20 protein-coding genes are annotated in these 21,735 nt (G+C 64.8%); 12 read left to right on the top strand and 8 right to left on the bottom strand.

The features are described from left to right. Positions 1-20: 20 nt before the first annotated feature. The 4 genes from J2X19_RS06775 to J2X19_RS06760 all read right to left on the bottom strand — a co-directional run bounded on the left by J2X19_RS06775 (position 21) and on the right by J2X19_RS06760 (position 6,250). Positions 21-2,444 carry a sensor domain-containing protein gene (locus tag J2X19_RS06775; protein ID WP_310371791.1) on the bottom strand — a complete coding sequence of 808 codons (2,424 nt, stop codon included), beginning with the start codon at positions 2,442-2,444 and terminating at the stop codon, positions 21-23. Then, complete coding sequence (locus tag J2X19_RS06770) at positions 2,441-3,754, bottom strand: cyclic di-GMP phosphodiesterase (RefSeq protein WP_310371788.1); 1,314 nt, start codon at positions 3,752-3,754, stop codon at positions 2,441-2,443. The genes J2X19_RS06775 and J2X19_RS06770 overlap by 4 nt, the downstream gene beginning before the upstream one ends. Positions 3,755-3,964: 210 nt before the next feature. Beyond that, on the bottom strand, positions 3,965-5,515 hold the full coding sequence (locus tag J2X19_RS06765) for a malonate--CoA ligase (RefSeq protein WP_310371786.1): 1,551 nt from the start codon (positions 5,513-5,515) through the stop codon (positions 3,965-3,967). Between the two features lie 87 nt (positions 5,516-5,602). Continuing rightward, positions 5,603-6,250 (bottom strand): GntR family transcriptional regulator, encoded by a 648-nt coding sequence (locus tag J2X19_RS06760; RefSeq protein WP_092761260.1) that lies wholly within the window; start codon positions 6,248-6,250, stop codon positions 5,603-5,605. 161 nt (positions 6,251-6,411) lie between these two features. Between J2X19_RS06760 and J2X19_RS06755 the strand changes: the two genes are divergently transcribed. From J2X19_RS06755 to J2X19_RS06720, 8 genes are read left to right on the top strand one after another with little or no spacing between them, the layout of a single operon-like run. Further along, positions 6,412-7,422, top strand: coding sequence for a Bug family tripartite tricarboxylate transporter substrate binding protein (locus J2X19_RS06755; RefSeq protein WP_310371783.1), 1,011 nt, complete (start codon positions 6,412-6,414; stop codon positions 7,420-7,422). Between the two features lie 11 nt (positions 7,423-7,433). After that, positions 7,434-9,110, top strand: coding sequence for a malonate decarboxylase subunit alpha (mdcA, locus tag J2X19_RS06750; RefSeq protein ID WP_310371781.1), 1,677 nt, complete (start codon positions 7,434-7,436; stop codon positions 9,108-9,110). Positions 9,111-9,117: 7 nt separating this feature from the next. Further along, positions 9,118-9,432, top strand: coding sequence for a malonate decarboxylase acyl carrier protein (gene mdcC, locus J2X19_RS06745; protein ID WP_310371779.1), 315 nt, complete (start codon positions 9,118-9,120; stop codon positions 9,430-9,432). Next, entirely contained in the window at positions 9,429-10,301 is an 873-nt protein-coding gene (locus J2X19_RS06740; RefSeq protein ID WP_310371777.1) for a biotin-independent malonate decarboxylase subunit beta, read from the top strand. The genes mdcC and J2X19_RS06740 overlap by 4 nt, the downstream gene beginning before the upstream one ends. Then, a complete protein-coding gene (gene mdcE / locus J2X19_RS06735) occupies positions 10,298-11,020 on the top strand; it encodes a biotin-independent malonate decarboxylase subunit gamma (protein ID WP_310371775.1) in 723 nt (240 codons plus the stop codon). The genes J2X19_RS06740 and mdcE overlap by 4 nt, the downstream gene beginning before the upstream one ends. After that, positions 11,001-11,660: a malonate decarboxylase holo-[acyl-carrier-protein] synthase gene (mdcG, locus tag J2X19_RS06730; RefSeq protein WP_310371773.1), complete on the top strand. Its 660-nt coding sequence runs from the start codon at positions 11,001-11,003 to the stop codon at positions 11,658-11,660. Before mdcE ends, mdcG begins: the two co-directional genes overlap by 20 nt. After that, a complete protein-coding gene (gene mdcB / locus J2X19_RS06725; RefSeq protein ID WP_310371771.1) occupies positions 11,648-12,508 on the top strand; it encodes a triphosphoribosyl-dephospho-CoA synthase MdcB in 861 nt (286 codons plus the stop codon). The genes mdcG and mdcB overlap by 13 nt, the downstream gene beginning before the upstream one ends. Then, positions 12,505-13,413 carry an acyltransferase domain-containing protein gene (locus tag J2X19_RS06720; protein ID WP_310371769.1) on the top strand — a complete coding sequence of 303 codons (909 nt, stop codon included), beginning with the start codon at positions 12,505-12,507 and terminating at the stop codon, positions 13,411-13,413. Before mdcB ends, J2X19_RS06720 begins: the two co-directional genes overlap by 4 nt. A gap of 40 nt (positions 13,414-13,453) precedes the next feature. Here J2X19_RS06720 and lgt read toward each other — a convergent pair whose 3' ends face one another. Further along, entirely contained in the window at positions 13,454-14,266 is an 813-nt protein-coding gene (gene lgt / locus J2X19_RS06715) for a prolipoprotein diacylglyceryl transferase (protein ID WP_310371767.1), read from the bottom strand. A gap of 113 nt (positions 14,267-14,379) precedes the next feature. Here lgt and J2X19_RS06710 point away from each other — a divergent pair, with 113 nt between their 5' ends. Further along, a complete protein-coding gene (locus J2X19_RS06710; protein WP_310371765.1) occupies positions 14,380-15,231 on the top strand; it encodes a DUF3750 domain-containing protein in 852 nt (283 codons plus the stop codon). Positions 15,232-15,307: 76 nt separating this feature from the next. Here J2X19_RS06710 and J2X19_RS06705 read toward each other — a convergent pair whose 3' ends face one another. Next, positions 15,308-16,213, bottom strand: a complete 906-nt coding sequence (locus J2X19_RS06705) for a LysR family transcriptional regulator (protein WP_310371763.1) — start codon at positions 16,211-16,213, stop codon at positions 15,308-15,310. Positions 16,214-16,458: 245 nt separating this feature from the next. Between J2X19_RS06705 and ilvD the strand changes: the two genes are divergently transcribed. Further along, a complete protein-coding gene (gene ilvD, locus J2X19_RS06700) occupies positions 16,459-18,153 on the top strand; it encodes a dihydroxy-acid dehydratase (RefSeq protein ID WP_116608689.1) in 1,695 nt (564 codons plus the stop codon). 64 nt (positions 18,154-18,217) lie between these two features. On the opposite strand, the gene J2X19_RS06695 is transcribed toward ilvD, so the two are convergent. After that, positions 18,218-18,460, bottom strand: coding sequence for a TIGR04438 family Trp-rich protein (locus J2X19_RS06695; RefSeq protein ID WP_310371760.1), 243 nt, complete (start codon positions 18,458-18,460; stop codon positions 18,218-18,220). An 89-nt stretch (positions 18,461-18,549) separates the two neighbouring features. Here J2X19_RS06695 and J2X19_RS06690 point away from each other — a divergent pair, with 89 nt between their 5' ends. Then, positions 18,550-18,855, top strand: coding sequence for a c-type cytochrome (locus tag J2X19_RS06690; RefSeq protein ID WP_310371758.1), 306 nt, complete (start codon positions 18,550-18,552; stop codon positions 18,853-18,855). Between the two features lie 116 nt (positions 18,856-18,971). Here the strand turns inward: J2X19_RS06690 and acs are convergent, their stop codons facing one another. Further along, positions 18,972-20,969 (bottom strand): acetate--CoA ligase, encoded by a 1,998-nt coding sequence (gene acs, locus J2X19_RS06685; RefSeq protein WP_310371756.1) that lies wholly within the window; start codon positions 20,967-20,969, stop codon positions 18,972-18,974. Positions 20,970-21,112: 143 nt separating this feature from the next. Between acs and J2X19_RS06680 the strand changes: the two genes are divergently transcribed. Then, positions 21,113-21,721 carry a TIGR00645 family protein gene (locus J2X19_RS06680; RefSeq protein WP_116608692.1) on the top strand — a complete coding sequence of 203 codons (609 nt, stop codon included), beginning with the start codon at positions 21,113-21,115 and terminating at the stop codon, positions 21,719-21,721. The last annotated feature ends 14 nt before the right edge of the window (positions 21,722-21,735 follow it).

The following is a 21,735-nucleotide window of genomic DNA, read 5'->3' as shown; positions in this document are numbered from 1 at the left end:
CCCCCGCACGCAAAAACAGCTCAGCTGGGTTCCGCGTAGCGGCCCATGGCCAGGCCGATGACGTTTTCCAGGTCTTCGCTGGGCACGCCGGGAGAGCACAAGAAGCCCTGGTATTGGTCGCAGTGCATGCGCTGCAACAGATCGCGCTGGGCGGTGGTCTCCACGCCCTCGGCAATCACGGTGAGCTTCAGGGCCCGGCCCATCTGGATGATGGCGCTGACAATCGCCTGGTCGCTCTCGTCGGCCGGCAGGCCACGGATGAACGACCGGTCTATCTTCAGCTTGTGGATGGGAAACTTCTTCAAATAGGCCAGGCTGGAATAGCCGGTGCCAAAGTCGTCGATCGACAGCACCACGCCGAGCGCCGCCAGGGCTTGCAGCCGCGCCAGCGCTTCGTCGGCATCCTGCACCAGGATAGATTCGGTCAACTCCAACTCTAATGAGGCCGGGTCCAGGCCAGAATTCTGCAAAGCCGATGCCACACGCTCCACAAAATCGGCCTGCTGGAACTGCAGCGACGACACGTTCACCGATACCGTGCGCGCACAGCCTTGGGCCTGCCATACCGCTGCCTGGCGCACCGCCTCGTTCAACACCCAGGCACCGATGGTGACGATGTAGCCCGACTCCTCGGCCAGCGGGATGAAATTGCCCGGCGGTACCGAGCCCAGCTCCACATCGAACCAGCGGATCAACGCCTCCACGCCCAACACCACGCCGGTGTTCAGGCACACCTGGGGCTGGTAGTACAGCCGGAAGCGCCCGCCCTCCATCGCCTGGCGCATGCGGTGTTCCATCTTCATGCGCGACAGCAGGGCCACGTTCATCTGCGGCTGGTAGAAGCGGAAGTTGCCCCGGCCCCGCTCCTTGACCCGGTTCATCGCCGTGTCGGCCGACTTGATCATGTCGTCCAGGGTCCGGCCATCGGCGGGGAACATGGCGACGCCGATGCTGCAGCCCACCGAGAAATCCACGTCGTCCAGGTGAAAGGGTTGCTCCAGGCTCTGCAGAACGCGTTGGGCCACCATCTTGGCGCCCTCGGCGTCCGCCTGGTGCACATACATCACGAACTCGTCGCCCCCCAGGCGGCACAAGGTATCGACCTGGCGCAGGCAACCCAGCAGGCGCTGGCCCACCTCGACCAGCACCCGGTCGCCAAACAGATGGCCCAGCGAATCGTTGATGTTCTTGAAGCGGTCGAGGTCGATGAACAAAATGGCGAACTCGCCGCCATCGCGGTCGGCCAGACGCAGCGCAAAGTCCACCCGCTGCGACAGCATCAAGCGGTTCGGCAGGCCGGTCAGCACATCGCTGTAGGCCAGTTGCTCGATGCGTTCGTGGCTGGCCTTTTTCTCGGTCAAATCCTTGAAGAAACCTATGCTCTGCGTGACCTGGCCCTGGCCATCGCGCAGCGCCACCCAGGACAAATGCACCACGCAGCTGCTGCCGTCGCCGCGCTGGTGCAGGGCTTCGCCATCCCAGTGCCCTTCGCGCTGCCAGCCCAGCTGGACCCGGCTGAACAGCGGCGTGCCGTCTACATCCTTGAATAGATCTGGAGCCATCTGCCCCAGCAAGCGCAGTTCCGGGCTGCGGCTGAGCCGCTCGCAACCGGGATTGACCGCCACCACATGGTGCTGTGCGTCGGCAATGAAGATCGCGTCCAGGCTGGACTCGAACACCTTGCCCGCCAGCTGCAGCTGGGCCTCAGACTCGACGCGCTCGGTGATGTCACGAAACGAATACACCCGGCCAATCGCCCGCCCTTGGCTGATCTGCGGCCGGGTCACGCGCTCCAGAATCCGCCCGTTGTGCAGCACCAGGGTGTCCGTGCCCTGGTACAGAGGGGTGGTGGTGATGTGCTGCATACGCCGCCGGTAGGCCGCCGTGTGCACGACGGCCTGCGCCATGTGGGCGTACAAGGCCTGGTCGTTGTGGGCGATGCGCAAGGTGGGAGGCAGGTCCCACAGTTCGGCAAAACGGCGGTTGCACACAGTGACCACACCGGCCAGGCTGCAGGCCAGAATCCCGTCCACGGTGGACTCCAGCGTGGCCTGCATTTCGGCCAGCACCAGCTCCAACCGGTCTTCGACCTGGCGCAGCGGTGTCAGGTCGCGCAGGTTCACCACATAGATCTGCTGGCCGCCGTCCAGGCGCAAGGGGCTGACCCGGCGCTCAACCTGCAGGCTGCTGCCGTCGCCGCGCAGCACCCGGGTCTCGGAGCCTATGCCCTGCGCATGGCCGGCCGCTACGTCGTCCCAGAAATACAGGTCTTCGGGTGCGGGCGTCAAATTGGTCACGGCCTGGCCAACCAGGGCCTCGCGCGGCATACCCAATAGCTGCTCTGCCGCAATGTTCACCGCCAGAATGCGCAAATCACGCGGTGCAACTATCCATATTGCATCGGGTAGACCTTCGATCAATTCTCCCAACAACGTGGGAATCATCCCGCGGCCCCTGGCCTATCGGAGCCAGCCACCCGCTCAAAAAAGTAGGCCACCCGCTGGCGTGGCGAAAGATAGTCTTGCACCGCCCGCGGCAGCTGGGATGGCTTCAGGCTTCGCCGTATGCCCAGCTCGGGCGCGTGCTCCAGATCCACCATCAGCGCTTCTTCGCGCGGCACGGCCACGTCGTAAACGATGACATAGGGCTTCAGAGGCCGGGTCGAATTGACCGACACCACCATCGCATAGCCATCGTTGACCAGCTGCACTACCGAGCCCGGTGGATACACGCCCATCATGCGGATGAACGCGCCCAGCGTTGCGGTATCGAAGCGCGCTTTCATCTGCGCAAAAATCATCGACAAGGCTTCGTGCGGCGTCATGGCGTTGACCAGCCGGGGCGGGTTGCACAGATTGTCGTAACGGTTTACCAGGGCCAGTATCTTGCCGCTGGCCGACAGGTTGGCCCCCATCAGGCCCGAAGGAAAGCCGCTGCCATCGCTCAGCTCATGGTGCTGGGCTATTGCGCGCAGCACGTCTTCCGACACGCCCATGCGCCGCCCAATCACCAGGCTGTGCTCCACGTGCTCCTGGTACACCAGCAATTCCGACGCGGAAAACCCCGGGTCCTGGTAGCGCAGGCGCTCGGCCAACTGGATCTTGCCTAGGTCGTGTAGCAACGCCGCCAGCCCCAGCTCAGCCAGGGCCGTGGCGGGCAGACCCAGAGCCTTGCCCAGCAGCAGCGAGATCACCATCACATTCACAGGATGCACGGCGCTGCGCTCGCCCATGGCCTCGGACAGCAGGCGGATCGCCGACTCGCCTTCGGCCAGGATGTCATCCACACAGCCGGTCACCATGGCCAGGCTCTCATCGCGCATCTGGGTGGGCCGCAAGCTGGACTGCTCGACCACGCGCCGATACTGCTGGGTGGCTTCGGAAAAGCGCCGTTCGCATACGGCCAGGCTGCGCTGCTGTACAGCCAACCGCTCTCGGCGCTGAGCCCCCACCAGGTCGGTTTCGCTCACCACCGGGGGTTGCGGCGCGGCATGGGGGGTGCCACTGGTTCGTGCATGAGCCACTTCAGGCTCATTTTGAGCCAGCGCACCGGTATCTTGCGGGGTATCGCTCTGGTCTGGAAAGTAACGCACCTGCGTGATCCCCAACGAGAGAATCGTCTTGATCTGGTCGTCCGAAACAATCTTGAAACTGCCCTTGGGAAAGGGGTGGTCCATCCAGCCTAAATCCAGCTGGATGAACAGGCCACGCCGCAGCTGGGCCACATCAATCCAGACAGGTGCACGGTCTCCCATGGTTCAGGCGTAAGCTACTAGAGTTTGCATGCGATCATTATGCCGTCATGGAGTCACATTCTGTTACGAAGTGTGTGGTAGTTCATCAGAAAAGCCGGCTGTTACAGCGTGTAAAGTTTTATTCCACGGCCGGATACCCGTGCCATCCGACACATGCTGTTGCGGGATGTAGTTACCTTATCGGCAATCACCGCGCCAACTCAAGACGGATTACCCGAACATCCCTTGGAATTGGGTGCGTAGCAGATTCTTCTGCACCTTGCCCATGGCATTGCGCGGCAAGGCATCCACCACAGCACAGTGCTTGGGAATCTTGAAGTTAGCCAACTGGGTTTTCAGGTGCGCCAGAATCTGCGCGGCATCCAATGGTGCTCCACCCTGGGCGATCACCACCGCCACCCCTACTTCGCCGAAATCAGGATGCGGCACGCCCACCACCGCACTCTCGGCCACGCCGGGCAGGTCGTTGATCACGGACTCGATCTCGGCCGGATAGACGTTGTAGCCGCCGCTGATGATCAGGTCTTTGCTGCGGCCCACAATGGTCACATAGCCGCGCGCGTCGACCAGCCCCAGGTCGCCGGTCTTGAAGAAGCCATCGGCCGTGAACTCTTCGGCGGTCTTCTCGGGCATGCGCCAATAGCCTTTGAACACATTGGGCCCCTGGACCTGGATACCGCCGATTTCGCCTGTGGACAACGCTTGGCCGGCATCGTCCACCACCCGCAACTGCACACCTGGCAAGGGGAAGCCTACCGTGCCACCACGGCGCTCGCCGTCGGCCGGCAAATAGGGGTTGGAGGTCAGCATGGCGGTCTCGCTCATGCCGTAGCGCTCCAAGATGGTGTGGCCGGTGCGCTCCTGCCAGGTTTTGAAGGTTTCGATCAGCAAGGGAGCAGAGCCGGCAATGAACAAACGCATATTGCGCACCGCCTGCGGCGTCAGCCCCGGCTCTTGCAGCAGGCGCACATACAAGGTGGGCACGCCCATGAACACCGTAGTCTCGGGCAGCTTGTCTATGACCTTGCGCGGGTCGAACTTGGCCATCCACAGCATCTTGCTGCCGTTCAACAGCGCCCCATGGATGGCGACAAACAGGCCGTGCACATGGAAAATCGGCAAGACGTGCATGAGCACATCGCCGGGCACCCAGCCCCAGTATTCCTTCAAGGTGCGCGCATTGCTCAGCAGATTGCCGTGCGTCAGCATGGCCCCCTTGCTGCGGCCCGTCGTGCCACTGGTATACAGGATGGCAGCCAGATCGTCCGCGTCCAGCGCTACCACCGCATGCTGGTCGCTGTGGTGGGCAGCACGGTCCAGCAAGGAGCCGGTGCGGTCATCGTTGAGGGTAAAAACATACTGGCAGCCCGCCATAAAGGCAATTTTGCTGACCCAACCAAAATTGGCCCCGCTACAGACCACGACCGCCGGCTCGGCATTGCCGATGAAGTAACTGATCTCGCCCGACTGGTAGGCGGTATTGAGCGGCAAAAACACATAGCCCGCGCGCAGTGTTGCCAGGTACAAAAGCATGGCTTCGACGGACTTCTCCACCTGTACCGCGATGCGGGCCCCCACGGGCAAACCCAGCGAGGCCAGTAAATTGGCCAGCATGGCGCTACCGCGCTCCAGGTCTTGCCAGGAGTACGAAAGAGGCTCGCCCTGCGGGTCCGTGGTTTCTACCGCAGTAGAGTGCAAGTCAGCAGGAAAAGCCGCGCGCAGGGCGGCAAACAGATTGTGGTTGGCGTGGGCTTCGGTCATGATGGGCAAATCAAAATTCAGCGGGAGTGTATGGGCTCTTGCGCCCGGCCCGCCAAAACTGCCGCTGAACCCCGCCCAAGGCGCCGTCTACTTGAGTGCTTCCAACGATGCCACCAAATCGGCAAAACGCTCGCCCTGCACCACGATATGGTCACGCAAAGCCACAGCGGCCGCATCGCCATCGCCCGCCAGAATCGCCTGCACCACGGCTGCATGCTCTGAAAACGAAACATCCAGACGGCCGCGTACCCGCAGCTGCAAGCGCCGGTAAGGGCGCAGCCGGCGGTGCAAGGACATGGCCTCCTCCTGCAGAAAACCGTTGTGGCTGCCGCTGTAGATCGCCATATGGAAGCGCTCGTTGCCATAGAAGTAGGCATCGCTGTCTGCCGCTGCCCGGGCCGCTTCGCAGGCACCATGGGCTTCAACCAGCCCCTGGCGCTCGGCTGCGTCCATGCGCCTGGCGGCCAGGCGACCGCACATGGCCTCGACCTCACCCATCACTTCAAACATTTCAATCAAACGGATGGGGCTGGGGCTCTTCACCAGGGCGCCACGCCGCGGCCGGATGTCGATCAGACCTTCAGCCGACAGCAGCAGCAAGGCCTCGCGGATGGGCGTGCGCGACACGCCGTAACGCTCGACCAGCATGGCCTCGTCCAGCGCACTGCCGGGCGGCAACTCCCCCGTCGCAATTTGCTCCTCGATCTTTTCGCGCAACTGCTCTGAAATTTTCATGCCGGAATTTTCCCACCGAAGCCAGGGCTCAGGGTATGCACTGACTGTTTTAAGTACTTTTAAAATGATTTAATAAATACATTAAAAGCCAATAAGAATTTATTGCCAAGCATTTCTTGTCAAAATCTGCCCCGCTAGCCCAGCCACCAGGAGACTGCACCATGAACCGTCCACTTGCCTCATGCGCCCCCTATGCCCCCCTTTCTCGCAGAAGCGCGCTGACTGCCGTTGCGGCCGGGCTGTTGCCCTGGTCTCTACCCAGCCATGCCGACACCAACTGGCCAACCAAGCCGGTGACCTTGGTAGTGCCGTTCCCGGCTGGTGGCGGCACCGATGCATTTGCCCGCCCCTTGTCGGCCCAGTTCGCCAAAATTGTCGGCAAGCCGCTGATCATCGACAACCGGGGTGGTGCAGGCGGCACCTTGGGCGCCAGCATCGCCGCCAAGGCTGCGCCCGATGGCTACTCCTATTTCATGGGCGCGGTGCACCACGCGATCGCCCCGTCCATGTACCCCAAGCTGGACTACGACATCGAAAAAGACTTTGTGCCGCTGGCCTTGCTGGCCAATGTGCCGCAGGTGCTGGTGGTCAACCCCAAGAAGCTGCCCGGCGACTTCAAGGCCTTCATGGACTTTGTCCGCAAGAATCCGGGCAAACTGAACTACGGCTCGGCCGGCGCAGGTACCTCGCACCACTTGGCGGGCGAGCTGTTCAAGCTGCAGACCAAGACCTTCATCACCCACATTCCCTACCGCGGCGCAGGCCCTGCCTTGCAGGACCTTATTGGCGGCAACGTGGACATGATGTTTGACGGCCTGGGCTCCAGCGCCACCCATATCAAGGGCGGCCGCATCAAGGCCTTGATGGTCTCGGGCAACAAGCGCAACCCCGGCTTCCCCGACGTACCCTGCGCGGCCGAACTCGGCCTGCCCGAATACACCGTCACCACCTGGTACGGCCTGTGGGCGCCCAAGGGCACGCCCGCCGACATCCAGAAACACATGCTCGACCAGGTACGCCAGATTGGCCAGTCCGAGGAAATCAAGACCATCTGGGCCGGCAATGGCGCCGAGTTCGGCAACCTGACACCCGAGCAGTTTGCGGCCTTCGTCAGCTCCGAAGTCAAGCGCTGGGCGGCCGTCGTCAAGGCCTCGGGCGCCAAGCTGGACTGACCCCAACCACCATGCCCGCATCCACCAAAATCTGGAACACCCAGGCCACCAGCCGCGCGCAGCGCCTGCAGCTAGCGCGCCAAACGTTGGGCCCGGCTCTGTCGGGCAAAGTGGCGCAGGCCAGCGACGCGGTACGCTTGTTGTCCGCCGTGATCGCCAGCGGCGACCGCGTCTGCCTGGAAGGCAACAACCAGAAGCAGGCCGACTTTCTGGCCAAAACCCTGACCCGGCTGAACCCCGCGCAGATACACGACCTGCACATGGTGCAGTCCGTGCTGGCCCTGCCCGAGCACCTGGACGTATTCGAGCTGGGCATTGCCTCCAAGCTGGACTTCTCGTTCTCCGGGCCGCAGGCCGGCCGCCTGGCCAAGCTGGTCGCCGCCGGGCAGATCCAGATCGGCGCCATCCATACCTATCTGGAGCTGTTCAGCCGCTACTTTGTGGACCTGACGCCGCGCATTTCCCTGGTCGCCGCCCACTCGGCCGACGCCCAGGGCAACCTCTACACCGGCCCGAACACCGAGGACACGCCAGCCATCGTCGAAGCCACGGCCTTCAAGAGCGGCATCGTCATCGCCCAGGTCAACGAGCTGGTAGACAAGGTCCCGCGCGTGGACATTCCCGGCGACTGGGTGGACTTTGTGATCGTCGCCCCCACGCCGAATGTGATCGAGCCGCTGTTCACCCGCGACCCCGCGCAGATCAGCGAAATCCAGGTGCTGATGGCCATGATGGCGATCAAGGGCATTTATTCCGAATACGGCGTGCAGCGCCTGAACCACGGCATAGGCTTCGACACCGCGGCCATCGAGCTGCTGCTGCCCACCTACGCCGAGTCGCTGGGCCTGAAGGGCAAGATCTGCAAGCACTGGGCACTGAACCCGCACCCGGCGCTGATCCCGGCCATCGAAGCCGGCTGGGTCGAATCGGTGCATTCCTTCGGCTCCGAGCTGGGCATGGAAAACTATGTACGCGCCCGACCCGATGTGTTCTTTACCGGTGCCGACGGTGCGCTACGCAGCAACCGTGCCTTCAGCCAGGCCGCCGGCCACTATGCCTGCGACATGTTCATAGGCTCGACCCTACAGATCGACCTGAACGGCCACAGCTCCACCGCCACCCAGGGCCGGATCGCCGGCTTCGGCGGCGCACCCAATATGGGGGCAGACGCCCGCGGCCGCCGCCACGCCACGCCTGCCTGGCTCAAGGCCGGCGCCCAGGCCCGGGCCGGCCGTGGCGGTGTGGCCGCCATGCCGCGCGGCCAAAAGCTGGTGGTGCAGATCGTGGAAACCTTCCGCGAACACATGCAACCCGCCTTTGTGGACACCCTGGACGCCTGGAAGCTGGCCGAGCAGGCCAAGATGGAGATCCCGCCGGTGATGATCTACGGCGACGACCTGACCCACATCCTGACCGAGGAAGGCATTGCCAACCTGCTGCTGTGCCGTAGCGATGAAGAGCGCGAACAGGCGATCCGCGGCGTGGCCGGCTACACCCCCATCGGCCTGGGTCGCGACCGCCGCATGGTCGAAAACCTGCGCGACCGCGGCATCATCCAGCGCGCCGAAGACCTGCAGATCGACAAGCGCGACGCCACCCGCGACCTGCTGGCCGCCCGCTCCATGCGCGATCTGGTGCGCGCCTCCGGCGGCCTGTACGACCCACCTGAACGCTTCAGAAACTGGTAGCACGCTGATGGAAAAACTCAACTACACCTTCGCCGGCAGCCACAGGCCCAGCATCCCCACCCCGGTGCTGGTCGGCGTGGTCGGCTCCGGCAACCTCGAAGTGCTGGTCGAAGCCGCCCCCGGGAGCGGCCAGTGCACGCTGCATATCGACACCTCGGCCCGCGGCTTCGGTCCGATCTGGCAGGCCGTGGCCGAAGACTTCCACCAGCGCCACCAGCTGGCCGATGTGCGCATCTCGGTCAACGACATGGGTGCGACACCGGCGGTCGTCAGCCTGCGCCTGGACCAGGCCGTGGCCGAACTCAAGGGGGCCACGCCATGAGCAGCAGCTTTTCAGAATCCACCGCCCGCAAGCGTGTGCTGGGCATCCTGGACGCGGGCACGTTTGCCGAAATCCTCGGCCCGGCGCAGCGCGTCACCAGCCCGCACCTGGCTTTGCTGGACGTGCCCGCCGCGTTTGACGACGGCGTGGTGGTCGGCAGCGGCCGGTTGGATGGCAAATCGGTATTGATTGCCGCCCAAGAAGGCGAGTTCATGGGCGGAGGCGTCGGCGAGGTGCATGGCGCCAAGCTGGTCGGCCTGTTCCAGCGTGCGGTAGACCAGCGGCCGGCCGCGGTACTGCTGCTGGCCGAATCAGGCGGCGTGCGTCTGCACGAGGCCAACGCCGGCCTGATCGCGGTGTCGGAAGTCATGCGCGCCCTGCTGGACGTGCGGGCCGCCGGCATTCCGGTGGTCGTGCTGATCGGCGGCGCCAACGGCTGCTTTGGCGGCATGGGCCTGGTGGCGCGCTGCGCCGACCGCATCGTGATGAGCGACGTGGCGCGGCTGGCCATGTCCGGACCCGAGGTGATCGAGGCTTCGCACGGCGCCGAAGAATTCGATTCGCGCGACCGCGCCCTGGTATGGCGCACCACCGGCGGCAAGCACCGCTACCTGAGCGGCGACTGCGATGCCCTGGCCGACGACAGCATGGCCGCCTTCCGCCAAGCCGCCATCGAAAGCATTGACAGTGCCCGCCCGCTGACGCTGGAAAGCCTGGAGCAGGAACACGCCGAGCTGTCCGAACGCCTGCGCCTGGACGGCAACAGCCGCGATGCGCTAGAGATCTGGGTCCGCCTGGGCGTTCCGCAGCCCGGCAAAGTGGCCGACATGGAAGCGGCCGAGCTGCGCGCCTGGAAGGAAGCCGTATGAACATCGATACCCTGCTCAGCGCCCTGTTCGGCAGCCCGCACCAGGTACAGCGCAACGGCGATTTTCTGGCCGGAGATGCCACGCTGGACGGCCAGACCCTGCGCGTCATCGGCACCACCGAGCACGCTCCCATCGGCGTGGAACTCGCCCTGGCCCAGGCCCGCGAAGTGTTGGATGTCGTACGCAACCACCCCGGCCAGACCATCTTGCTGCTGATCGACACCCAGGGCCAGCGCCTGCGCCACCGCGACGAGCTGCTGGCCATCAACCGCTACATGGCGCACCTGGGCTGCTGCATCGAACTGGCGCGCCGCCAGGGCCATGCGGTGATCGGGCTGATCTACGACCAGGCGCTGTCGGGTGGTTTCATCACGTCGGGGCTGATGGCCGATGCCTGCTACGCCCTGCCCGAGGCCGAGATCCGCGTGATGCGCCTGCCGGCCATGGCCCGCATCACCAAGATCGACGAAGCCCGGCTGACCGAACTGTCGCAGTCCAACCCAGTGTTCGCCCCGGGCGTAGACAACTACGTGGCCATGGGCGCCGTGCGCAGCCTGTGGACCGGCGACCTGCAGGCCCAGCTGCGGCAAGCCCTGCTGGATGCGCGCAGCGACGACGCCGGGCACGACCGGCGTGCAACCGACGGCGCGGCCCGCGGCGGCCGCAAACTGTCGGCGCAGGTGAGTGCGCAGGTACGCCATGCGGGCACTGCGGCGTAACCAGCTGGTCTGGCTGCACGACGCGGCCTGGGCCACCTTGGCCGCCCGGCCTTGGGACACGGCTGCGCGCACCACCCTCGCCCATTGGCAACAGCACCGGCTGCCGCTGGTGGTGTGCCGCCAGGCACCATGCACATCCACGCAGCGCATCTCCGTAGGACTGGCCGCGCCGCGTAGCTGGGCCGCCAGCAAGCTGGCGCTGGACCTGGCACCCGAAGACATACAAGCCCACGGCGACTTCCCTACGCTGCAAGAGGTCGCCCAGGGAACCGCATGGCAGTCCGCCGCACAAGCCTTGGCGGATGGGCTCGGCATCACGGCCCATGTGTACGGCTCCCACGGCTGGCAACACCTGAGCGGGCTGGACTATGTACACGCCCAATCCGACATCGACCTGAGTCTGCAGGTGCCCGACATGGACACCGCCCAGGCCGTGGTGGCGCAACTGGAATCCGCCCAGCTGCCCATGCGCATAGACGGCGAACTGGTGTTTGCCGGCGGCCATGCGGTGGCCTGGCGCGAATATGCGCGCCTGCTGCAGGGCCAAACCCGCAGCGTGATGGTGAAAAGCCGCCACAGCCTGCAGCTTGCCGATCTGCCAGCGCTGCAGGCGCTCACGGAGGCGGCATGCGCGATCTAGCCCCTATTGGCCAGCAAGCGGTGCGCGCGCTGTACCTGGAGCTGGCCCTGGAGCCCAAGCCCGGCCTGGTGTCCCTGCGCGACAACGGCAGCCACCAGGACATGACGGCGCAGACCTTTGTGCGAAGCCTGTTCGCCCTGCGCCATTACTTCGTGCAGATGGCCCATGCGGGCTCGGCCCAGCAGCCGTTTGCCGCACTGGAAGCCCTGGGCTTGCAGGCCGAGGCCCGCATGCTGCGCGCGACCGGCGGTATCAATACCCACCGCGGCGCCATTTTTGCGCTGGGCCTGCTGTGCGCCAGTGCCGGCAACCTGCAAGCCCAGCAGATAGCCATCAGCCCAGACGCCTTGCGCACGGCGCTGTCCACCCATTGGGGGCCGGCCTTGCGCAGCCGGGCCGAGCGCGCCCGCCAGCGCGCGCCCAGCACCCACGGCCAGCGCGCCGCCCAGCGCTACCAGTTGCGCAGCGCCGGTGACGAAGCCGCCGACGCCTTCCCCACCTTGTTCGAAACCACCCTGCCCGCGCTGCAAGCCGCCTACGCCCAGGGCCTGGCCGACCGGGCCGCGCGCATCCAGGCTTTCTTCGCCACCATGGCCTACCTGGACGATACAAACATGGTGCACCGCGGCGGCATGGACGGCCTGCGTTTTGGCCAACAGGCAGCCCGCCAGTTTCTGGCCGCCGGCGGTGCCGCCCGGCCCGACTGGCTGGAACATGCACGCGCCCTGCACGCGGATTTTGTAGCGCGGCGGCTGTCGCCCGGTGGCTCGGCCGACCTGCTGGCCTGCGCCTGCTGGGTGCAGCAGCTCAGCGTGTCGGCAACCCAGGCACAGCCCTGCCTCGCATGAGCTACGCCTTGCTGTTCCCCGGCCAGGGCAGCCAGCACGCCGAGATGCTGCCCTGGCTGGACTCCCAAGCGGCTGCCCAACCTGCTCTCGCGAACATGGCCCAGGCCATCGGTACAGACTGGCGCACCCGCCTGCAAGATCCCAACTTTCTGCACGCCAACGCCATCGCCCAGCCGCTGGTGACCGGCACGGCCCTGGCCGCCTGGGCCGTGCTGCAGCCGCTGCTGAAGACGGCCCCTGCCATCGTCGCAGGCTACAGCGTGGGCGAGCTACCCGCGTTTGCCTGCGCCGGGGTGTTCGACGTTGCGGCCGCGCTAAGCCTGGCCACCCAGCGCGCCACCACCATGGACCGCGCGGGTGCTGGCGCGGTCACCGGCTTGCTGTCGGTATCGGGGCTGCCGGCCGAGCAGGTCGCCGCGCCGCTGGAATGCGCGATCCGCCTCGGACCCATGCACCACATCTTTGCCGGCCGCCGCATTGACCTGGAAGCCGCCGAGCCGCTGCTGACCGCCGCCGGTGCCCAGTGCAAGTGGCTGGAAGTACGACTGGCTTCGCATTCGTCGTGGATGGCCGCGGCCAGCGTAGAGGTGGCGGCGCTGTTGCAGAACATGCCACTGGCCGCACCCGATTGCCCGCTCGCCACCAACTACAGCGGCAGCGCCACGCGGCGGGTCGAGGTGTTGCGCCGCGACCTGGCCCAGCAAATCTCGCACACGGTGGAATGGGCGGCCTGCATGGAGGCCGTGGCCGAGCGCGGGGTGCGCTGCGTGCTGGAGCTGGGCGCGGGCCACGCGCTGGCCAAGCTATGGGCGCAACGCTTTCCCGAGATACCGGTGCGCTCGCTGGAAGACTTTCGCTCCCCCGAGGGCGTGGCCGCCTGGGTACAGCGCCACGCTACAGATTAAATAGCTACCAGCGCAGGTGGAATATGCGCTGGGGCCCGTTTTATACTGAAGTCTTGCGCTGGCCGAACCACCACCACAGACCGGCGCCGCCCACGATCATCGGCACGCACAGCCACTGGCCCATGCTCATGCCCAGCGACAACAGGCCCAGGAAGGCATCAGGCTCGCGGAAAAACTCGGCGATAAAGCGGAACACACCGTAGCCGAACATGAACGCCGCCGCCACCTGGCCCTGCGCCCGCTCCTTGCGCGCATACAGCCACAGCAAAATGAACAGCAGCAAGCCTTCCAGCAGGAACTGGTAAACCTGCGATGGGTGGCGCGGCAGCGGCCCGCCGTCGCGGAACACCATGCCCCAGGGCAGATCCGGTGAGCTCAGCCGGCCCCAGAGCTCACCGTTGATGAAGTTACCCACGCGCCCGGCGGCCAGGCCAGTAGGCACGCACGGCGCCACAAAGTCGGCCACCTGCCAGAACGGCTTTTTGCGCGAATGGGCAAACCAGAACATAGACCCGATCACGCCCAGCAGGCCGCCGTGGAAGGACATGCCGCCCTGCCACACGTAGAACACCTCCAGCGGATGGCTGGCGTAATAGCCGGGCTTGTAGAACAGGCAGTAGCCAATGCGCCCGCCCAGCACCACGCCCATCACGCCGAGGAACAGAATGTCTTCCACATCCTTGGTGGACCAGGCTTGGGCGCCGGCCATGCGGGCATAAGGAGGGTGGCGCAAGCGGCGCGTGCCCAGGAACATGAACAGCGCAAACGCGGCCAGATAGGTCAGGCCGTACCAGTGGACGGCCAGCGGGCCGATTTGCAGGGCGATGGGATTGATTTCGGGGTGGATCAGCATGGCGGGTATTGTGCCCGCAGCCCTTGCCGCACCTGGCGCTGCACACAATGTTTACACAATTACTGCGAGGTGCCCCTAGTGCCCCGGTATCCCCGCAAGGGCATACTCCGGGCATGGCTTCCGGCACACCTCTAGATACGTCTTCCCCCCATCCTGGCGGCACCCGTCGCGGCGGCTGGCTGCGCTGGCCGCTGCGGCTGCTGGGCCTTTTGCTGCTGTTGCTGCTGGGGCCGATTGGCGTGCTGGCCTCGGGCACGCTCGATATGCAAACACCCTGGCAGCAGACCCGTAGCGCCAGCACCGGCCAGGCGCCCGACCCCGCAGTGGAACGCCGCGCAGTAGTGCAGGTCTATGGCGCGCGCACCGTGCGCTGGCGCGGCGCTTTCGGCATCCACCCGTGGATCGCAGTCAAGCGCGCAGGCGCAGACCACTACACCACCTACCAGATCGTGGGTTGGCGCGCCCAAAACGGCGAGGAGGCGCTGGTCACGGGCAGCAGCAGCCATCCCGACGCCCACTGGTATGGCGCCTATCCGCAGTTGCTGGCGGACCACCGCGGCGCTGGCGTGAACGACATGATCGACGACATCGAGGAAGCCATCGCCGCCTATCCCTGGGGCCACGAGTACCGGCTCTGGCCCGGCCCGAACAGCAACACCTTTGTCGCCTGGGTCGCGCGCCATGTGCCCGCGCTGCACCTGGACCTGCCGCCCACCGCCATCGGCAAGGACTATCTCGGCCCGAACACCTTTGTCGACCATGCCCCCAGCGGCACGGGTTGGCAGCTGTCCGTGTTGGGCCTGGCCGGTGTGACGGTGGCGCGCGAAGAAGGCCTGGAGCTGAACCTGCTCGGCCTGGGCTTCGGCATCGACGTGAACGACCTGAAGCTGCGGCTGCCGGGCTTCGGCAAATTCCCATCGCCCCCGCAGCAGACTGCGGCCAAGGACGTGGGAGCGGGTGTTTAAGACGGAGTCGGTATACGTGAAAAAGTGCCTCTGGCGCTTATTTCGTAAGCGGCAACAGCTATCAAAAGCAGAGCAATCAAGCCTGCTGCACAAACTCCACAAAGCGCAGCAATGCCGGGCTGGCATCTGCTGCCGACCAGACCAGGCTGGTCTCGCAGCCCGGCAAAGCCGCGCCGCGTTTGCCGGCCAGCACGCTGCGGTACACCACGCCCGGCCGCTGGAACTGCGTGACGCTTTGCGGCACCCAGGCGCAGCCGAGGCCGGCGGACACCAGGTTGACGATGGTCTGCATCTGGATGGCCTCTTGCGCCACCTCGGGCAGGCGCCCGGCGGCGTGGTAGACGCCGAAAATCGCGTCGTACAACGAGGGCACGATGCGGCGCGGGAAGATTACCAGCGGCTGGTCCAGCACCGCAGGCAGGGTCAGGCTGGGCAAGGCGGCCAAGGGGTTTTGCTCAGGCAAAGCCAGCACCAGCGGCTCCTGGCTGACCACGTGGCGCGCAAGGCCCAACGGCGCAAAGCCGGGTGCGTGCAGCATGAAGCCCGCATCCATCTCGCCGCGCGCAAAGGCTTCCAGCTGCACATCGCCGGTGGCCTCGACCAGCTCCATCTGCACCTTGGGGTACAGCGCCCGAAAGCCGCGCACCCATTGCGGCAGCAAGGCAAAGCCGACCGTCGACACAAACGCCAGCCGCAAGCGGCCCAGCTCGCCGGCTGCCGCCGCACGCGCATGTTCGGGCAAGGCCTGGGCGCGGGCCAGCAGGTCCAGCACCTCGGGCAGCAAAGCCCGGCCGGTGGCGGTGAGCTGTACGCTGCGCTTGGTGCGGTCGAACAGGCGCACCGCCAGCCGCTTCTCCAGCTGGGCGATGGCCTGCGTCAGCGGCGGCTGGGTCATGAACAGGCGCTGGGCGGCCCGGCCAAAGTGCAGTTCCTCGGCCAGTACCGCAAACTGGTTCCACAGGCGAAGTTCTATTTCATTCATACGCCAAACATATTAATAACCACTTAAAAATAGATTGGACCCTAAATTTTGTTTCGCTGATACTGCACTCTGCAAAAATAGCCGTGCCCACCACCGCTATAAACAAAACGCGCATCGTCCAGAGATACCGTGGAACCGGCTTTGCCGGGCCACTGGTATCGCCCCCTGCAAGGGGGTTGGCGGAAACGCGTAGCGTGTAGCCTGGGGGTGAGCATAGATTTCCCCACGACACAAAGAGACCCGCCATGGAAACCAAGCCCATCATCCTGAACCCCCGCTCGAAAAACATCACCGAAGGCAAGTCGCGCGCGCCCAACCGCTCGATGTACTACGCCATGGGCTACGAAGAGGGCGACTTCAAGAAGCCGATGGTCGGCGTGGCGAACGGCCACAGCACCATCACGCCCTGCAACAGCGGCCTGCAAAAGCTCACCGACGCGGCCATCGACGCCATCGAAGCCGCGGGCGGCAATGCCCAGGTGTTCGGCACCCCCACCATCTCCGACGGCATGGCCATGGGCACCGAAGGCATGAAGTACAGCTTGGTCAGCCGCGAAGTCATCAGCGACTGTATTGAGACCAGCGTGCAAGGCCAGTGGATGGACGGCGTGCTGGTGGTCGGCGGCTGCGACAAGAACATGCCTGGCGGCCTGATGGGCATGCTGCGCGCCAATGTGCCGGCCATCTATGTGTACGGCGGCACCATCCTGCCGGGCCGCTACAAGGGCCAGGACCTGAACATCGTCAGCGTGTTCGAAGCCGTGGGCCAGAACGCCGCCGGCAATCTGAGCGACGAAGACCTGCTGGAGATCGAAAAGCGCGCCATCCCCGGCACCGGCTCCTGCGGCGGCATGTACACGGCCAACACCATGTCCAGCGCCTTCGAAGCCCTGGGCATCAGCCTGATCTATTCAAGCACCATGGCGAACCCGCACGACGAGAAGCTGAACTCGGCCCAGGAATCGGCCCGCGTGCTGATCGAAGCCATCAAGAAGGACATCAAGCCGCGCGACATCGTGACCCGCAAGTCGATCGAAAACGCCGTGGCGGTCATCATGGCCACCGGCGGCTCGACCAACGCCGTGCTGCACTTCCTGGCCATCGCCCATGCGGCTGGTGTGGAATGGAGCATCGACGACTTCGAGCGTGTGCGCGTCAAAACCCCGGTGTTGTGCGACCTGAAGCCCAGCGGCCAGTACCTGGCGGTAGACCTGCACCGCGCGGGCGGCATTCCGCAAGTCATGAAGACGCTGCTGGCCGCCGGCCTGCTGCACGGCGACTGCCTGACCATCACCGGCCAGACCGTGGCCGAAGTGCTGGCCGACATTCCGGACGTACCACGTGCCGACCAGGACGTGATCCGCCCCATCGACCGCCCCATGTACAAGCAAGGCCACCTGGCCATCCTGAAGGGCAATCTGTCGCCCGAAGGCTGCGTGGCCAAGATCACCGGCCTGAAGAACCCGGTGATGACCGGCCCGGCCCGCGTGTTCGACGATGAGCAATCGGCGCTGGCCGCCATCCTGGCCGGCAAGATTGTGGCCGGCGACGTGATGGTGCTGCGCTACCTGGGCCCCAAGGGCGGCCCGGGCATGCCCGAAATGCTGGCCCCCACCGGCGCGCTGATCGGCGCCGGTCTGGGCGAAAGCGTGGGCCTGATCACCGACGGCCGCTTCTCCGGCGGTACCTGGGGCATGGTGGTGGGCCACGTAGCGCCCGAAGCCGCTGCCGGTGGTGTGATCGCCCTGGTGGAAGAAGGCGACTCCATCACCATCGACTCGCGCCAGCTGCTGTTGCAGCTGAATGTCGACGATGCCGTAATCGCCCAGCGCCGTGCAGTGTGGAAAGCACCCGCGCCCCGCTACACCCGTGGCGTGCAGGCCAAGTTTGCCTTCAATGCATCGACCGCCAGCAAGGGCGCGGTGCTCGACGCGTTTTAAGCCACGCGCCATGCAAAAAAGCCCAGGGTCACAAGACCCTGGGCTTTTTTATGCTGGCGATTAGTTAACGGGGTTTCTTGGGTTTGAGGCCCATGGCTTCGCGGCTTTTGTCGATGCGCGCCTGCTTACGCTTGTCTTCTCTTTCCATCACCTTGCGCTTGGTGTAGCCGGTAGCGTCGGCCCACCACCACCAAACCATCGCCAGGCCGAACGGCGACAGCACCACCCACCAGCTCCATTCGGCCACAGGGCCCATCGCCAGGTATTTGAGCGCCAGCAAGACGATTCCGATTCCTAAAAACAGCATGTGGGCCTCCAGCCTGCGACGGCCAGACCGGTTGGCGTCGCTCTATAAAATGACATCGGTTCACTGTACCCCAACCCACGACACAAATGATGAAGCGCCTTCTGTTGACTTTGGCTTTGGCCTGCACCGCCCTCCTGCCCGCCCAGGCGGACCAGGCCCTGGCAACCGCCAAGAGCTGCATGGCCTGCCACACCATCGACAGCAAGCGCGTCGGCCCGGCGTTCAAGGAGGTGGCCAACAAATACCGCGGCGACAAAGGCGCGGTCGACCGGCTGGCGCTGAAGATCCGCCAGGGCGGCGTCGGCGCCTGGGGCCCGGTAGCCATGCCGGCCAACGCCCAGGTGAACGAAGCCGATGCCAAGAAGCTGGCGGCCTGGGTGCTGTCGCTGAAGTAAGCCGGCCCACACAAGGCAAAAAGCCCGCTGGATTTCAGCGGGCTTTTTTAATGGTCTTTTAGGCCTATGGCGCTTATTGCACCAGCGCAAGCAGCTATATTAAATATAGCAAACCGTTAATAGGCCTGGCCCAGCTGGCCCAGGATCGCCGGGTTCTCCAGGGTGGAGGTGTCTTGTGTCACCTCTTCGCCCTTGGCCAGGCTGCGCAGCAGGCGGCGCATGATCTTGCCGCTACGGGTCTTGGGCAGGTTGTCGCCAAAGCGGATGTCCTTGGGCTTGGCAATCGGGCCGATTTCCTTGGCCACCCAGGCACGCAGCTCGTTGGCGATCTGCTTGGCTTCGTCGCCCGAAGGACGGCCGCGCTTCAGCACCACGAAGGCGCAGATGGCCTCGCCGGTCAGGTCGTCGGGGCGGCCGACCACTGCGGCCTCGGCCACCAGCGCGGTGTGCGACACCAGGGCCGACTCGATCTCCATCGTGCCCATGCGGTGGCCGGACACGTTCAGCACATCGTCGATGCGGCCGGTGATGCGGAAGTAGCCGCGGTCGGCACTGCGCACCGCGCCGTCGCCGGCCAGGTAGATCTTGCCGCCCATTTCTTCGGGGAAGTAGCTCTTCTTGAAGCGCTCGGGGTCATTCCAGATGGTGCGGATCATGCTGGGCCACGGGCGCTTGACCACCAGCAGGCCGCCCGTGCCATTCGGGATGTCGGTGCCCACCTCGTCGACGATAGCAGCCATGATGCCGGGCAGCGGCAAGGTGCAGCTACCGGGCACCAGCGGTGTGGCGCCGGGCATGGGCGACATCATGTGGCCGCCGGTTTCGGTCTGCCAGAAGGTGTCGACGATGGGGCAGCGCTCGTGGCCGACGTTCTTGTAGTACCACATCCAGGCTTCGGGGTTGATGGGCTCGCCCACCGAGCCGAGGATGCGCAGGCTGCTGAGGTCGGAGCGGTCGGGGTGCACGGCGGCGTCGGATTCGGCGGCCTTGATCAGCGAGCGGATGGCGGTGGGCGCGGTGTAGAAAATCGTGCACTTGTGGCGTTCGATCATCTGCCAGAAGCGGCCGGCGTTCGGGAAGGTGGGGATGCCCTCAAAGATGATCTGCGTGGCACCCGCCGCCAGCGGGCCATAGGCCACATAGGTGTGGCCGGTGATCCAGCCGATGTCGGCGGTGCACCAGAACACGTCTTCGGGACGCAGATCAAAGGTCCAGTCCATGGTCAGCTTGGCCCACAGCAGGTAGCCGCCGGTGCTGTGCTGCACACCCTTGGGCTTGCCGGTGGAGCCGGATGTGTACAGGATGAACAGCGGATGTTCGGCGCCCACGGCCACCGGCGGGCAGTCGCTGCTCTGGCCGGCAATGGCTTCGGCAAAGGTCTTGTCGCGGCCGGCCACCATGGCGCAGGCCGTAGCGGTGCGCTGGTAGACGAACACGGTCTTGATCGACTCGCAACCGCCCATATTGATGCCTTCATCGACGATGGCCTTGAGCGGCAGCTCCTTGCCGCCGCGCATCTGGTAGTTGGCGGTGATCACCGCTACGGCGCCGGCGTCGATGATGCGTTCGTTCAAGGCCTTGGCCGAGAAACCGCCAAACACCACGCTGTGGGTGGCGCCGATGCGGGCGCAGGCTTGCATGGCAATCACGCCCTCCAGCGTCATGGGCATGTAGACCAGTACGCGGTCGCCCTTCTGGATGCCCGCGGCCTTGAGCGCATTGGCGAACTGGCTGACCTGGGTCAGCAGCTCGCGGTAGGTCGTCTTCTTGACGCTGCCGTCGTCGGCTTCGAAGATCACGGCCGTCTTGTGCTCGGTCGGCGTGCCCATGTGCTTGTCCAGGCAGTTGGCCGAGGCGTTCAGCTCGCCATCGGCAAACCATTGGTAGAACGGGGCGTTGGACTCGTCCAGCGTCTGGGTGAACGGCTTGTTCCACTGCAGATTCTCGCGGGCCAGGCGGCTCCAGAAGCCTTCGAAGTCCCGCTCGGCCTCGGCGCACAGGGCGTTGTAGCCCTCCATGCCGGAAATGCGGGCCGCTTTGACCGCCGCCTCGCTGGGCGGGAACACGCGGTTTTCAATCAACACGGACTCGATGGCAGAGCTGGGGCTGGTCATGGTTTTGTCTCCTCAATGGATAGTTTGGTTAGCGCTGAACGGTAATGTCGATGCTGGCTCTTACACGCCGCTGACTTGTAGAAAGCCTACAAACGCCTAATCCTACAATCCGGCATCCCTGTTACCAACTTACCCGCTAAAAAATGTCTGACCCCTCCCCCGTAAAGCCCGCTCCGCTGAGCCCCCTCTCCGGCTTCATTTTTGCCAGCCGCTGGCTGCAACTGCCCCTGTATCTGGGCCTGATCGCCGCGCAGGCTGTGTATGTGGTGCATTTTCTGGTCGAGCTGCTGCATCTGGTGGAAGCCGCCTTCGGCAGCCAGACTGCGCTGCAGGCGCTGGTCAGCAGCATTGGCTACAAGGACGCAGGCGTCCCCAGCGCGCTGAATGAAACCATCATCATGCTGGTGGTGCTGGCGCTGATCGACGTGGTGATGATCTCCAACCTGCTGATCATGGTGATTGTGGGTGGCTACGAGACCTTTGTGAGCCGCATGAACCTGGAGGGCCACCCCGACCAACCAGAATGGCTAAGCCATGTGAACGCGTCTGTGCTGAAGGTCAAGCTGGCCATGGCCATCATCGGTATTTCATCGATTCACCTGCTCAAGACCTTCATTAACGCGGCCAACTACGACGAGAAGGTGCTGATGTGGCAAACCACCATCCACGTCGTGTTTCTGCTCAGTGCGCTGGCCATTGCCTATACCGACAAACTGCTGACCGCCACCTACAACGCGGCGCGGCACGACTAACCCGGCAGTTTTCA

This window comes from Rhodoferax ferrireducens, assembly GCF_031458075.1.
Classification (GTDB): domain Bacteria; phylum Pseudomonadota; class Gammaproteobacteria; order Burkholderiales; family Burkholderiaceae_C; genus Rhodoferax_B; species Rhodoferax_B ferrireducens_A.
Note: the sequence above shows the minus strand (reverse complement) of the source record. Positions and strands in the feature narration are given on the sequence as shown.